Consider the following 13,432-nt stretch of genomic DNA (forward strand, 5'->3'; position numbering starts at 1 on the left):
GCCACATGGGGTTCATGCGCCGTTGACGTTCGCAGAGCGCCGCTGGTAGACACACAGATCAACCCCGCCGGCGTCCCCCGATCAACCGTGTTCCATCGGTTCCATCAGTCCCCTTCGGTTCAACAAGCCATCCCTGTGCGAGCGATGACGCGAGGTCACCGACCCATGAACACACAAGACCAGCACGGCAGCCGTGACGTACGCGCCGGATGGCTGCGGCTCATCGCCGCCGCGGGAGCCGCGGCCCTCACCCTCACCGCCGGTCTCGCGACCCCCCTCAACCCGGCGCCCCAGCAGGCCCAGGCCAAGGAGGGCAAGAAGACCCTCACCGTCGCGGTGGCGCAGAGCGTCGACTCGCTGAGCCCGTTCCTGGCGAGCCGCCTGGTCAGTACGAGCATTCACCGGCTGATGTACGAGTACCTGACGAACTACGACCCGGCGGACAACCATGCCATCCCCGGCCTCGCCACCAAGTGGGAACCCTCGGCCGACAAGCTCACCTGGACGTACACGATCCGCTCCGACTCCAAGTGGTCGGACGGCGAGCAGGCCACCGCCGAGGACGCGGCCTGGACGTTCAACAAGATGATGACGGACGACGGCGCGGCCACCGCCAACGGCAGCTTCGTCGCCAACTTCAGGAAGGTCACGGCCCCCAGCCCCACCGAGCTCGTCATCGAACTGAAGAAGCCGCAGGCCACGATGACCGCGCTCGACGTACCGATCGTGCCCAAGCACGTCTGGGAGAAGGTCGGGGACTTCTCGAAGTTCAACAACGACAAGAGCTTCCCGATCGTCGGCAACGGACCGTTCATCCTGACCGACTACAAGGCCGACAGTTACGTACGGCTCAAGGCCAACAAGAGTTTCTGGCGCGGCTCCCCCAAGTTCGACGAGCTGGTCTTCAGGTACTACAAGGACAACGACGCAGCCGTCGCCGCCCTGCAGAAGGGCGAGGTGTCCTTCACCTTCGGTCTGACGCCCGCTCAGGCGGCCACCCTGGAGACCCAGAAGAACATCAAGGTCAACGACGCGCCGGGCCGCCGCTTCTACGCGCTCGCCGTCAACCCGGGCGCCCAGGCCAAGAACGGGCAGAAGTTCGGTGACGGGCATGAGTCGCTGCTCAACGAGAAGGTGCGGCAGGCGCTGTTCATGGCTGTCGACCGCAAGGCCCTCATCGACAAGGTGTTCCAGGGCCACGCCGTCGAGGGCGCCGGCTACATCCCGCCTCGCTTCTCCGACTACTTCTGGGAGCCGTCCGCGAGCCAGGAGCTGTCGTACGACCCGGCCGAGGCGGCCCGGCTCCTCGACGAGGCGGGCTACAAGAAGAACGGGGACGGCAAGCGCGTCGGCAAGAACGGCAAGCCGATCAACTACCGCGTCCTGTGCCACGCCACCGACCCGAACGACAAGGCGGTCGGACAGTACCTGAAAGAGTGGTGGGGCGAGCTCGGTATCGGTGTCACCCTCAACTGCCTGGACAACGTGACCGATCCCTGGCTCGCGGGCACCTACGACCTCGCCTTCGACGGCTGGTCCGCCAACCCCGACCCCGACTTCCTCCTGTCGATCCAGACCTGCGGCGCGCTTCCGGCGACCCCCAAGGACACCGGTGCGACGGACAACTTCATCTGCGACAAGCAGTTCGACGACCTGTACGACCAGCAGCTCGCCGAGTACGACACCGCCAAACGGGCGGACCTCGTCAAGCAGATGGAATCGCGGCTGTACGACACCGGGTACATGAACGTCATGGCGTACCCGAACGCGGTCGAGGCCTACCGCACCGACCAGATCGCGTCGATCGAGACGATGCCGAAGGCGGCGGGCAACATCTACGGCCAGGACGGTTACTGGAGCTGGTGGTCGGCGGTTCCGGCGGCCTCCTCCGGTGAGTCCTCCGACGGTTCGAGCTCGACGGGGGTCATCATCGGCATCGTCGGGGGCGTCGTCGTCCTTGTGGGCGCCGGGACGTTCTTCGCGATGCGACGCCGCTCGACCGCCGAGGACCGCGAGTAGCGACCCACCACCGACCCGCGAGCCGCGAGCAGCCCCCACCAAGTGAGAGTTCATGACCGCTGAAGCAACACCCTCGCCGGCCACGGCGACCGGCGGTCCGGCTGAGGCCGGGCCGTCGGTCCGCGGGCCGCGGGCGCGCAGCAGGACCGCCTATCCGCGGTATGTGGCGGGCAAGTTGGGCGGCGCGGCCGTCTCGCTGCTCGCCGTCCTCGTCACCAGCTTCTTCCTCTTCCGGCTCATCCCGGGCGACCCCGTCAAGTACATGACGGGCGGCCGTCAGGTGTCGGCGGAGCAACTCGCCAACTACCGCAAGGAGTTCGGTCTCGACCTGCCTCTGTGGGAGCAGTTCACGGACTACTGCGCCAAGGCGCTCAGCGGTGATCTCGGCACGTCGTACCAGTTCCGGGCCCCCGTCATCGACAAGATCACCGAGGCGCTGCCGAACACCCTCCTCCTCACCGGCACGTCGTTCGTCCTCTTCACGGCACTGGGTATCTTCACCGGCACCCGCTCCGCGTGGCGCAACGGCGGCATCAGCGACCGGCTCAACACCGGTCTGGCGCTCACCCTTTACTCCATCCCGTCCTTCTGGCTCGGGCTGCTGCTGATCATCGTCTTCTCGGTGGGCATTGGCCCGATCCCCGGCCTGTTCCCGACCGGCGGCATGGAGTCGGGGAACGGGGAGACCGGATTCGCGTACGTCGTCGATGTCGCCCACCATCTCGTCCTCCCGGTGGTGACGCTGGTCGCCGTCGAGTACGGGCAGACGCTGCTGGTGACGCGCTCGGCGCTGCTCGACGAGATGGGCAGCGACTATCTGACGACCGCCCGGGCCAAGGGCCTACGGGACGACCTCGTACGACGCCGCCACGCCGTGCCCAACGCCCTGCTGCCGACCGTGACGCTGATCTTCATCAACCTCGGCCGGACCGTCGCCGGCGTCATCCTCGTCGAGACCGTCTTCTCCTGGCCGGGCCTCGGCGGCCTCTTCTACCAGGCGCTGAGCGTGCCCGATCTGCCCCTGGTGCAGGGGCTGTTCTTCTTCTTCGCGGCGGCGGTGATCGTGATGAACACGCTGGCCGATCTGATCTATCCGCTGCTGGATCCACGGGTGGGCCGATGACAACCGAATCCACCGCGGCCGAGCAGGCAGCACCGGTGTCCGCGAAGAGCCCCCGCGCTCTGACCCGGCAACGCCGCCGCGCCTCCGCCGCCCGCTTCTGGAAGCAGTACCGAAGCCACCGCGCCGGCGTCCTCGGACTCGTCACCCTCGGCCTCTTCGCGCTCCTCGCGCTGACCGCACCGCTGACCGTCGGCTCCGACGTGCAGAGTGTGACGAACGCGCCGGGCGGGCCGATGGAGAGTCCGAGCGCCGAATTCCCCCTGGGGACAGACCAGTTCGGGCGGAATCTGCTCGGCCTCGTGGTCTGGGGCGCGCGCGTGTCGCTTCTCGTCGGGCTGCTCGCCGCCGTGCTCTCCGTCGCGATCGGCGCGCTCATCGGGATCACCGCGGGTCACTTCCGCGGGTGGTTCGCGACCGTCATGATGCGGATCACGGACTGGTTCCTGGTCATGCCGACCCTCGTCCTCGCGATCGCGCTGGCGACCGTGCTGTCCCGTTCGCTCGGCACGATCATCCTGGCGATCGGTGTCACGACCTGGCCGACGACGGCCCGGCTTGTCCGTGCGCAGACCCTGGCGGTGGAGTCACGGCCGTACATCGAGCGGGCGAAGGCGCTCGGCGGCGGGCACTGGCACATCATGTCCCGCCATGTGCTGCCCAATGTGATGCCGCTGGTGCTGGCCCAGACGACGCTGATCATCTCCTCCGCGATCCTCGCCGAGGCGACGCTCGCGTTCCTCGGGCTCGGCGATCCGACGGTCGTCTCGTGGGGCGGACTGCTCCAGGACGCACGGGGGGCGGGCGCGGTCAGCGCCGGGAAGTGGTGGTATCTGGTGCCGCCGGGTATCGCGATCGCGGGGGTGGCGCTGGCGTTCACGCTGTGCGGACGCGCGGTCGAATCGGTCCTCAACCCCAAGCTGGGGGCGGCACGTTGAGCACTCCGACCGAACCGAATGCGACCTCGACCTCGACCTCGACCTCGACCGCGACCGGCCACCGCCTCCTTGAGGTCCGCAACCTCGAAGTGACGTACGCCGGCGGGGCGGCCGCCGTACGCGGTGTGGACCTCGCCCTCGACGCGGGCCAGAAGCTCGGCATCGCGGGCGAGTCGGGATGCGGGAAGTCCACGCTCGCACTCGCGCTGCTCCGGCTGCTGCCCGCCGGGACGCGCACCACCGGCGAGATCCTGCTCGACGGCGAGGACGTGCTGACGATGAAGTGGGGCCGGGTGCGGGCGGTCCGCTGGGCGGGCGCCTCGATCGTCTTCCAGGGCGCCATGCACTCACTGAACCCCGTGCACCGCATCGGCGACCAGATCGCCGAGCCGATCCTGCTGCACAAGAAGGCGACCGCGGCGGGCGCGAAACGGAGGACCGGCGAACTGCTCGAACACGTCGGCCTCCCCGCCGCCCGCGCGGACGCCTACCCGCACGAACTCTCCGGCGGCCAGCGCCAACGCGTCATGATCGCCATGGCCTTGGCCTGCGACCCCCGGCTCGTCATCGCCGACGAGCCGACCACCGCGCTCGACGTGATGATCCAGGCACAGATCCTCCGCCTCATCCAACAGCTCGTCACCGAGCAGGAGTTGGGCCTCATCATGATCAGCCACGATCTCGCGGTCCTGTCCGACACCTGCGACCGGCTGGCGGTGATGTACGCGGGCCGCGTGGTCGAGGAAGGCCCCGCACAACAGGTCTACGAGGATGCCCGGCACCCGTACGGCAAGGCCCTGTCGGCCGCCTTCCCGCGTATCGGCGACACGGCCTCCCGGTTCGCGCCGCGCGGCCTGCCCGGCGACCCGCCGGACCCGTCGGCGCTGCCGTCCGGCTGTACGTTCCACTCCCGGTGCCCGGTCGCCCTGGACTCCTGCGTGACCGAGGACCAGGCACTGCGGGACGCGGGCGCGGGGCGGTGGGCGGCCTGCGTGCACATGGACGCGGCCGCAGAAGCGGAACCAGCGAGGAGCACGCCATGACCACAACTCCCGTTACGAAAGCTCCCGTTACGACAGCGCCGCTGCTCAGCGCCGAGGGCCTGCACATCACCTTCCCCGGGCGCCACGGCGCCGACCCCGCCCGCGCCGTCGACGGAGTCGACCTCGACATCCGGCGCGGCGAAATCGTCGCGCTGGTGGGCGAGTCGGGCTGCGGCAAGACGACGCTGGCGCGCTCGCTCCTCGGTCTCGTCCCGCCGACCGGAGGCCGCGTCACCTTCGACGGCAAGCCCCTCGACTACTCCTCACGCGCGCTGAAGGCGTACCGCAAACGCGTCCAGCTGGTCCTCCAGGACCCGAGCGGCTCGCTCAACCCCCGTCACACGGTGTACGACGCGGTCGCCGAGGGCCTGCGCATCCACCGGTACGGCGGCGACGAGCGGGCGGCGGTCGCGGATGCCCTCTCCCGGGCGGGACTTCGCCCACCGGAACGCTTCTTCCTCCGCTATCCGCACGAGCTGTCCGGCGGACAGCGCCAGCGGGTCGTCATCGCGGGCGCCCTCGTCCTGGAGCCCGAACTCATCGTCGCCGACGAGCCGGTGGCCTCCCTGGACGCCTCGGTGCGCGGCGAGATCCTCGCCCTGCTTCTGCGGCTGCGCACCGAACTCGGCCTGTCCGCCCTGGTGGTGACCCATGATCTGGGCCTGGCGTGGAACATCGCCGACCGGGTCGCGGTCATGTACCTGGGCCGCATCGTGGAGACGGGCGAGGTCGAGCAGGTCCTGACGGCCCCTCAACACCCGTACACCCAAGCCCTGTTGTCCGTCCTGCCGGAAGCCCCGGACGCCCCGGTGGTGCTGACCGGCGAGCCCCCGGACCCGTCCCGCATCCCCTCCGGCTGCCGTTTCCACGCCCGCTGCCAGATCCTGGCGAGCGGGGAGGCGGAGCGGGCGGGGGTGGCGGACGCGTGCCGGAGCCTGGATCTGGCGGTGCTCGGCGGGGGCGCCGAGACGCAGGTGGCGTGCCATTGGGCGGGAGTTCGGGTCGCCACATGAAAAGGCCGGCGCCCTTGAAAGGCGCCGGCCGCACCCACCGACGTACTCAGCAGACCTACTCTCCGCCGTACGCCTCGATCAGTTCCCGCGACCGCTTCACATCGTCCCGGATGGCCACAAGGAGCGACTCGATGGAGTCGAACCTGGCCTGGCCGCGCACGAAGGCGAGGAAGTCGACGGCGACGTGCAGGCCGTACAGGTCGAGGCCGACGCGGTCGATGGCGTACGCCTCGACGGTGCGCTCGGTGCCGTCGAACTGGGGGTTCGTGCCGACGGAGATCGCGGCGGGCATCGCCTCGCCCGCGACGTGCAGCCAGCCCGCGTAGACACCGTCGGCGGGAATGGCGGTGTGCGGGAGGGTCTCGACGTTGGCCGTCGGGAAGCCGAGTTCGCGGCCGCGCTGGGCGCCGCGTACGACGATGCCCTCGACGCGGTGCGGACGACCGAGGATCTCGCGCGCGCCCTCGACATCGCCCTCGGCGACGAGCCGCCGGGTGAGGGTCGAGGAGAAGGGCTCGCCGCCGCCCGCATCGCCGGTCACGTACAGGTCGACGACCTCGACCTCGAAGTCGTAGGTCTCGCCCTGCTCACGCAGGAAGTCGACATTTCCGGCGGCCTTGTGGCCGAAGCGGAAGTTGGGACCTTCCACGACCGCCTTCGCGTGCAGCTTGTCGACGAGAACCTTCGCCACGAAGTCGGCGGGCGACAGCTTCGAGAACTCCTTGGTGAACGGAAGGATGAGAAGGGCGTCCACGCCCAGCTCGGCCATCAGTTCGGCGCGGCGGTGGTGCGGGGCGAGCAGCGGAGGATGGCTGCCGGGCCGCACGACCTCGCTGGGGTGCGGGTCGAAGGTGACGACGACGGAGGGAACGCCCAGATCACGGGCGTGGTCCACGGCATGCCGGATGATCAGCTGGTGTCCGCGGTGCACCCCGTCGTAGGAACCGATGGTGACCACGCTGCGCCCCCAGTCCTCGGGGATGTCCTCCAAGCCACGCCAGCGCTGCACTGTGTCTGCTCCTTGTCGCAAACTCGTCGAACCTGCGTCCGTGATTGCCTCATTCGCAGCTCTAAGAGTGCCATGCCGGGTGCCCTCAGCTTGCATCGGCATCGGGCTGTGACGCATCCCGCACCGCCGCGCGCGGGTCAGGCGGAGACCCGCACTCCGGCCAGGTTCTCGATCATGCGGCGGGTACTCGGGCCGACCACGCCGGCCCACTCCTCGGGTGCGCCGGTCAGCCAGCGGGCCACCAGGGCGGCGAAGCCGGGGACGGTGCGGGCCAGGTCGACGAGGGCGCGGTCGAAGCCGGTCGCGCCGGCCGGAGTACGGACCAGGAGGAGGCCCGTGCGGTGCACGAGCTCGCGGGTGCGTTCCTCCCCTCTGCGGGCCGCACCGGCCGCCGCGGCCCGCAGCAGGGCTTCGAGGACGGCAAGGTCCCGCTCGTGCGCGAGGAGAAGGTCGAGCAGTTCGCGCCGCAGCGGCCGGGAGACCGGGCTGCCCGCCGCTGCCAGCACGCTCGCGAGCGCCGACCGTACCGGTGCGGGGCAGCCGGTGACCAGCCCGGTGACCAGCGGAAAGAGCACCGCACGCGCCTCCGGACCATGATCGAGGTGCCGGTCGACATACGCGGCCACCTGCCCGGCGGCCGCCGGGCGCAGCTCCACCACCTCGCGAACGAGGGCGGCGACGCGACGGGCCAGGGCAGGCGGGGTGACATCGGCGAGAGTACGGAGCATCTCGTCCGTGTCCGGGCCCGCGCCCGGTTGCCACAGCCGGGTCCGGAAGGCGGCGAGCACCGGGTCCGGGTGGGACGGCAGGGCGGCCACCAGCGCACTCGCGGGCAACTGCGGATCGCCCGCTGTGAACCGCTCCAACGCCTGCGGCAGGTACCTGGCCCGGGTCCACGGGTCCTGTACGAGCAGGCCGAGCGCTCCGCCGTGCAGGGTGCAGTCGGCGGGGCGGGCCAGCAGCGCGAGCGCCGCGTAACGCAGCAGCGCGCGGTCGGCCTCGGTCCGTACATGCGGCGCGGCCCGCAACCCGTACGCCACCGCCGCCACCCGCCGTGCAGGGCGCTCGTCATGCGCCCACCGGTCCACCGCCCGGCACACGGCCGACGGTTCCTCCTCGGCGAGTACGGCGAGCAGCTCGTCGCCGCGTTGGTGCGCGACCCCGACGAGCGCCTCCGCGAGATCGTCCAGGGCCCGGCTCCGGTAGGCGTACAGCAGGGCCTGCGCCGCCGTCGCCACGGTCGCGTGCGGGGTCGCGGGCAGCGGGCGGTCGTCGTGGAACCAGGGAGTGAGGTGCGGTTGTACGGCGGTGGGGTCGCCGGTGAGGAGGCGGGCCACGGCGTCCAGGTAACGGGGTTCGCCTTCCTGGCCCGCCGGGTTGGGTGCCTCGTCGGCGACGACCAGGCACCTCAGCAGCTCGAACCGCTCCGCCTCCGGGAGCCGCACCGCCTCCCAGAAGGCCGGCCCGAACTCCCCCGGCACGCCCCGCCCTTGCTCCCGCCAGGTCACGATCCGCTCGGCGAGCAGCCGCAGCACCGCGGCGTACGGGCGCGCGTCCGGCACGCCCAACAGGACGTCGGCGCAGAGGTGCGTCGCCCACCAGGCGGGGTCGCCGAGCGGTGCCGTCCTCGTCGGCAGGAGGTCGTCCAGGGCGTGGACCAGCTCCTCCAGTCGGAGGGCCAGTTCGGCGGGGCCCTGCTGTCGGGCCAGGAGGAGCAGGGCCTGGACGACCGGGCCGATGCGGTGACGGGGGACGGGGAGTGCGCGGGGCGACGAGGAGGCCCTGACCGCCCACGACGGCACACCTCTCCCGGCCGAAGCCCCGTCGGCCCCTCCCCTCCTCGCCGAAGCCCCATCGGCCGCGCCCCTCCCGGCCGCAGCCCCGTCGGCTGTGCTCCTCGGCTTCCGCGACCTGACCGAACTGGCCGAGTCGGCGCGCCCCCGGTGCACCAGCGCGTGCAGGGCGGAGTCCAGGTCGAGGTGGGTGCCCTGGATCCAGTCGGCGAGTTCCTCGTGGGCGAAGCGGTAGCCGTTGCCCGCGGGGACGAGGAGGCCTTCGGTGAGGACGGCGGAAGCCCAGCCGGTGGTGGCGCCGAGGCGGCGTCCCGGGGCGGGTCCCCAGGGGAAGACGGCTTCGAAGGAGGTGCGGTCCAACTCCCCCTGCCCCGGCCCCAGACAGCGCCGCGCGGCCTCGTGCACCTGGCCGGAGACCTGGGCGGCGAGCCGCCGTACGGCCGTGCCCCGCAGCCCGTTCGCCGCGGCGAGCCGGACCGCGACGCGCAGGCACATGAGGTCCAGGTACGCGGCGAACACCTCGTCCCGGTCGAGCGGCCCCGCAGGTGCGTCCGGCAGCGCGGCCCGCACCTCGGACAGCAGCCGCATGGTCAGCGGATGCCGTGCGTCGGCCGCCGCGAGCGCGCCCTCGGGGATCCCCGCCCGAGCCCGGGCCCGCAGCGCCTCCCCCTCGGTCAGATCCCCCAGCCACACACAGGCGGGAAACCGCCCGGCCTCGTACCCGGAGGGACCGGCAAGGGCGAGAGAGGCAACGGCCCGGTGCAGCAACTCCCCCGGGAACTCCGCCCCCACCTGCTCCCAGTACTCGGCCCGGCACGCGACCACCAGTCGTGCCCCGTTCTCCCGCAGCCAGTCCGCCGTGCCCGCCGCCCACTCGGGCATCCGGTGGGCGAGGGCCGGCGGCATCTCCTCGGGACCGTCGAGGAGCAGCAGCAGCGGCCGCCCCGCGTCCCGCGCCACCCGGGCCAGCCGCTCCGGCCCGATGTCGCCCAGCTCACCGTCGTACGCCTCGGGGGGCAGCACGTCCGAGCCGGCCTCACGGTAGCTCCCGGAGAGCGGGCCCTCTCGCGAGGCCGCCACGATCCGCCCCGCCCGCTCCAGGGCGCGTGCCGCCGCGTCCGCCACCGAGAGGTCCATGTCGAGGAGGTCGGCGCCTCGCAGCCACAGGGTGGGCGCCGGTTCCGCGCCTCGGGTGCGGCGTGCGGCGAGGGCCGCCAGTTCCGTCGTACGACCGCTGCCGGGCGCGCCGACCAGCCCGAGCACGGCCGCCGGGCTGTCCACGAAGGTCTCGAACTCCCTTACGGCATCGGCGCGTTCGACAGATTCGGAGTCACCGCCGTCCGAGCCCACGGAAGTCTCCGGCCCGTCCGAGCCCACGGAGGTCGCCGTGAGCTCCAGCACCCCGGCCGGGTTCAGGTCGGCCCCGTACGCGGGCACCGTCGTCGCATTGCGGGCGAGCAGCGCGGCGAGCGGTCCTCCGGCGTCCGGGCCCCGCAACGGGACGGCGAAGCCCGCCACCCGGTGCCCGGCGTGCAGCGCGGTACCGAGGACCGCCACCACGGCCCCGGTCGAGGTGTCGAGGACCGGCCCTCCGGCGGCTCCGCCGCCCAGCCGCAGCGCGTCGGCGCCGGCCGTACCGATCGCCAACTCCAGGGCGTCGCCCAGGAGATGGAAGCGGTCGGTGGCCGTGTAGGTGACGGCGGACGCGCCGAGCACCCGGGCCTCGCGCCAGCCGCCCGCGGCGATCCGGACGTACGTGCCGGCCTCGACGCGGCTCCGCACGGTGACGGGGAGCGGGTCCACGCCGAGGCCTTCGGTGCGTACGAGAGCCAGATCGGCGTCCGGGAGGGGCGTGACGGCGTCGTCGGTGACCACACAGGTGCGGCCGCCGGGGGTGTGCAGGACAAGGCGGGTCAGCCCGTCGACCGCTTCGTGACTGGTGATCACCGTGCCGTGGTGGTCGGCGACGAAGCCCGTGCCACGCGGACGCCCCGCCAGGTCGCAGACGCGTACCAGAGCTTCGTCGGGAGTCTCCCGGCTGTCGTCGGGGCTCTGAGAGATGTCGTCAGGTGTCCGAGGGGTGGCCCTCGCCGACCGGGCATCGGCCCGCGCCGCCCGGATTTCGTCCGCTGATTGCCGGCCGTCGAGTGGTTGTCGGCCGTCGAGTACTTTTCTGCTGTCGACCGGCACGTGCCGGCCCCCGGTCCGCGGGCCCCGTCCCGCCATGCTCGAACCTCCCCGCCGCGCTCCTTCTTTCGACGGTAGGCGCGAGGTGATCAGCGGGACAGATCGCCTGTCGAACGCGCCCCCTTCCGCTCCCCCGCTTCACTCCGAGCGCCTGCCCGAAGGGGTGAATGGGCCAGGGCGGATGGATACACCCTTGGATGGGGGAACCGAGGGGGGACCGTGGAGCGGCGGGCACGAGACCCCGTGACCGCCGCTCCACGGGCGGGTTCCGCACAGCTGCACGGCGCGCTGTCGGCGTCAGCCGAACACCGCCAGGCTCTTCGCCTTGCCCTTCTGGTCCTCGACCAGTGCCAGGAACCGCCCCGCAGGGTCGAAGACCGCGACGGCGCCGCGCCCCGCGTACTCCTCGGGCATCTCCAGCCGTACGCCGTTGAGAAGCAGCTTCGCCCGCCCCTCGTCCACGTTCCAGCGCGGGAACGCGGCCGTGGCGGCGTCCGCGACCGGCATCACGGTCAGCTCCTGCTGGAGCTGGTCGAGGGTGCGCGCGGAGTCGAGCTTGTACGGGCCGACACGGGTGCGGCGGAGCGCGGTCAGATGACCGCCGACGCCCAGGTCCGCGCCCAGGTCACGGGCGAGGGCCCGGATGTACGTCCCGGACGAGCAGACGACCGACACCACCAGGTCGAGCACCGGCGTACCGTCCTCGGCGACCGCGTCGCGCACGTCGTACACCGCGAACGACGAGATCCGCACCGGCCTGGCCGGGATCTCGAAGTCCTCGCCGTCGCGCGCCCGCTTGTACGAGCGCACGCCGTTGATCTTGATGGCGCTGACCTTGGACGGCACCTGCATGATGTCGCCGGTCAGCTTGGCGATGCCGGCGTCGACGGCGTCCCGCTTGATGCCGGACGCGTCGGTGGACGAGGTGATGTCACCCTCGGCGTCGTCCGTCAGGGTGTTCTGCCCGAGCCGGATCGTGCCCAGGTACTCCTTCTCGGTGAGCGCGAGGTGCCCCAGGAGCTTGGTGGCCCTCTCGACGCCGAGGACGAGCACGCCCGTCGCCATGGGGTCGAGGGTGCCGGCGTGGCCGACGCGGCGGGTCTTCGCGATCCCGCGCATCTTGGCGACCACGTCGTGCGAAGTGAAGCCCGACGGCTTGTCGACAATGACAAGTCCGTCGGGCGTCCGGTGCTTCTCGGTCATCCGGTCGCGTCGTCCGTCTCGTCGGCGTCATCCGGCTCTTCGACGGAGTCAGGCTCTTCGTCGGCGTCCGGCTTCTTGTACGGGTCCGCGTCACCGGCGTACTTCGCGCCGGAGGAGACCTCACGCACCTTCTCGTCCGAGGCCCGCGCCTTGTCGAGGAGGTCCTCGATGGTCTTGGCGGTGTCCGGCAGGGCGTCCGCGACGAAGGTCAGCGTCGGCGTGAACTTCACGCCCGCCGCCGCACCGACCGCGGAACGCAGCACGCCCTTGGCGCTCTCCAGGCCCGCGGCGGCCTCCGCCCGCACCTGGTCGTTCCCGTACACCGTGTAGAAGACGGTCGCCTCCCGCAGATCACCCGTGACCCGGGTGTCCGTGATGGTGACGTGGGTGCCGAGCCGCGGGTCCTTGATCCCGCGCTGCAGCTTCTTGGCCACCACCTCTCGGATGAGGTCCGCCAGCCTCTTAGCCCGCGCGTTGTCGGCCACTGGTCCGTCTCCTTCTTCGCCTTGCTTGTTCCGTCAGTCTTCGTCGGACGCCGGCCACTGTTGTCAGTCGTCGCCCGTTTCGTCGGACGCGGCCGCTGTTGCCGGTCGTCGTCCGTTGCGTCGGACGTCGGCTGCTGTTGCCGGTCGTCGTCCGTCGGACGTCGGCCGCTGTCGTCAGTCGTCGTCCGTGTGGAGTCTGCGCCGTACCGACAGCAGTTCCACCTCCGGTCGTGCCGCGACGAGCCGTTCACACCGGTCCAGTACGTCGGTGAGGTGCTCGGTGTCGCCGGAGACCACCGCGAGACCGATCTCGGCCCTGCGGTGCAGGTCCTGGTTTCCCGTCTCCGCCGCGCTCACCGCGTACTTCCGTTGGAGTTCGGCGACGATCGGCCGGACGAGAGAGCGTTTCTCCTTGAGCGAGTGGACGTCGCCGAGGAGCAGATCGAAGGACAGCGTCCCCACGTACATGTGTAACCGGATGTCCCGCCGGTACGGGATAGATGGCCTGCCAATGCGCTTGGCAGGGACATCAGAACCGTACAACGAACCTCCGGCTCGCTCGACGGGGTTTTCGCCCCCGCCGCCCATTCCTTCTGGGGCCGCGCCCCAGGCCCCCTGGTTG

The 13,432-nt window shown here is 71.2% G+C and carries 10 protein-coding genes; 5 read left to right on the plus strand and 5 right to left on the minus strand.

The genetic code is table 11. From position 1 onward, the window contains the following. The first annotated feature begins 165 nt into the window (after positions 1-165). Genes ACFVKT_RS14280 through ACFVKT_RS14300 form a run of 5 tightly spaced genes read left to right on the plus strand, consistent with a single transcriptional unit; the run spans position 166 to position 6,133 of the window. Complete coding sequence (locus ACFVKT_RS14280; RefSeq protein ID WP_385731147.1) at positions 166-2,019, plus strand: ABC transporter substrate-binding protein; 1,854 nt, start codon at positions 166-168, stop codon at positions 2,017-2,019. 52 nt (positions 2,020-2,071) lie between these two features. Beyond that, positions 2,072-3,142 (plus strand): ABC transporter permease, encoded by a 1,071-nt coding sequence (locus tag ACFVKT_RS14285; protein WP_385731149.1) that lies wholly within the window; start codon positions 2,072-2,074, stop codon positions 3,140-3,142. Then, positions 3,139-4,077, plus strand: a complete 939-nt coding sequence (locus ACFVKT_RS14290) for an ABC transporter permease (protein ID WP_385731151.1) — start codon at positions 3,139-3,141, stop codon at positions 4,075-4,077. Before ACFVKT_RS14285 ends, ACFVKT_RS14290 begins: the two co-directional genes overlap by 4 nt. Further along, positions 4,074-5,120, plus strand: coding sequence for an ABC transporter ATP-binding protein (locus tag ACFVKT_RS14295; RefSeq protein WP_385731152.1), 1,047 nt, complete (start codon positions 4,074-4,076; stop codon positions 5,118-5,120). Before ACFVKT_RS14290 ends, ACFVKT_RS14295 begins: the two co-directional genes overlap by 4 nt. Beyond that, complete coding sequence (locus tag ACFVKT_RS14300; protein ID WP_385731153.1) at positions 5,117-6,133, plus strand: ABC transporter ATP-binding protein; 1,017 nt, start codon at positions 5,117-5,119, stop codon at positions 6,131-6,133. Before ACFVKT_RS14295 ends, ACFVKT_RS14300 begins: the two co-directional genes overlap by 4 nt. Positions 6,134-6,188: 55 nt before the next feature. Here the strand turns inward: ACFVKT_RS14300 and ACFVKT_RS14305 are convergent, their stop codons facing one another. The 5 genes from ACFVKT_RS14305 to ACFVKT_RS14325 all read right to left on the minus strand — a co-directional run bounded on the left by ACFVKT_RS14305 (position 6,189) and on the right by ACFVKT_RS14325 (position 13,278). Next, positions 6,189-7,142, minus strand: coding sequence for a bifunctional riboflavin kinase/FAD synthetase (locus ACFVKT_RS14305; protein WP_385731154.1), 954 nt, complete (start codon positions 7,140-7,142; stop codon positions 6,189-6,191). 137 nt (positions 7,143-7,279) lie between these two features. Beyond that, positions 7,280-11,161: a trypsin-like peptidase domain-containing protein gene (locus tag ACFVKT_RS14310; protein ID WP_385731156.1), complete on the minus strand. Its 3,882-nt coding sequence runs from the start codon at positions 11,159-11,161 to the stop codon at positions 7,280-7,282. Between the two features lie 258 nt (positions 11,162-11,419). Then, on the minus strand, positions 11,420-12,325 hold the full coding sequence (gene truB, locus ACFVKT_RS14315; protein WP_385731158.1) for a tRNA pseudouridine(55) synthase TruB: 906 nt from the start codon (positions 12,323-12,325) through the stop codon (positions 11,420-11,422). Beyond that, positions 12,322-12,810 (minus strand): 30S ribosome-binding factor RbfA, encoded by a 489-nt coding sequence (gene rbfA, locus ACFVKT_RS14320; RefSeq protein ID WP_385731160.1) that lies wholly within the window; start codon positions 12,808-12,810, stop codon positions 12,322-12,324. The genes truB and rbfA overlap by 4 nt, the downstream gene beginning before the upstream one ends. A gap of 174 nt (positions 12,811-12,984) precedes the next feature. Next, positions 12,985-13,278, minus strand: a complete 294-nt coding sequence (locus ACFVKT_RS14325; protein ID WP_384389723.1) for a DUF503 domain-containing protein — start codon at positions 13,276-13,278, stop codon at positions 12,985-12,987. Positions 13,279-13,432 lie beyond the last annotated feature (154 nt).

Origin of the sequence: Streptomyces sp. NPDC127595, assembly GCF_042671685.1 — a bacterium.
GTDB lineage: Bacteria > Actinomycetota > Actinomycetes > Streptomycetales > Streptomycetaceae > Streptomyces.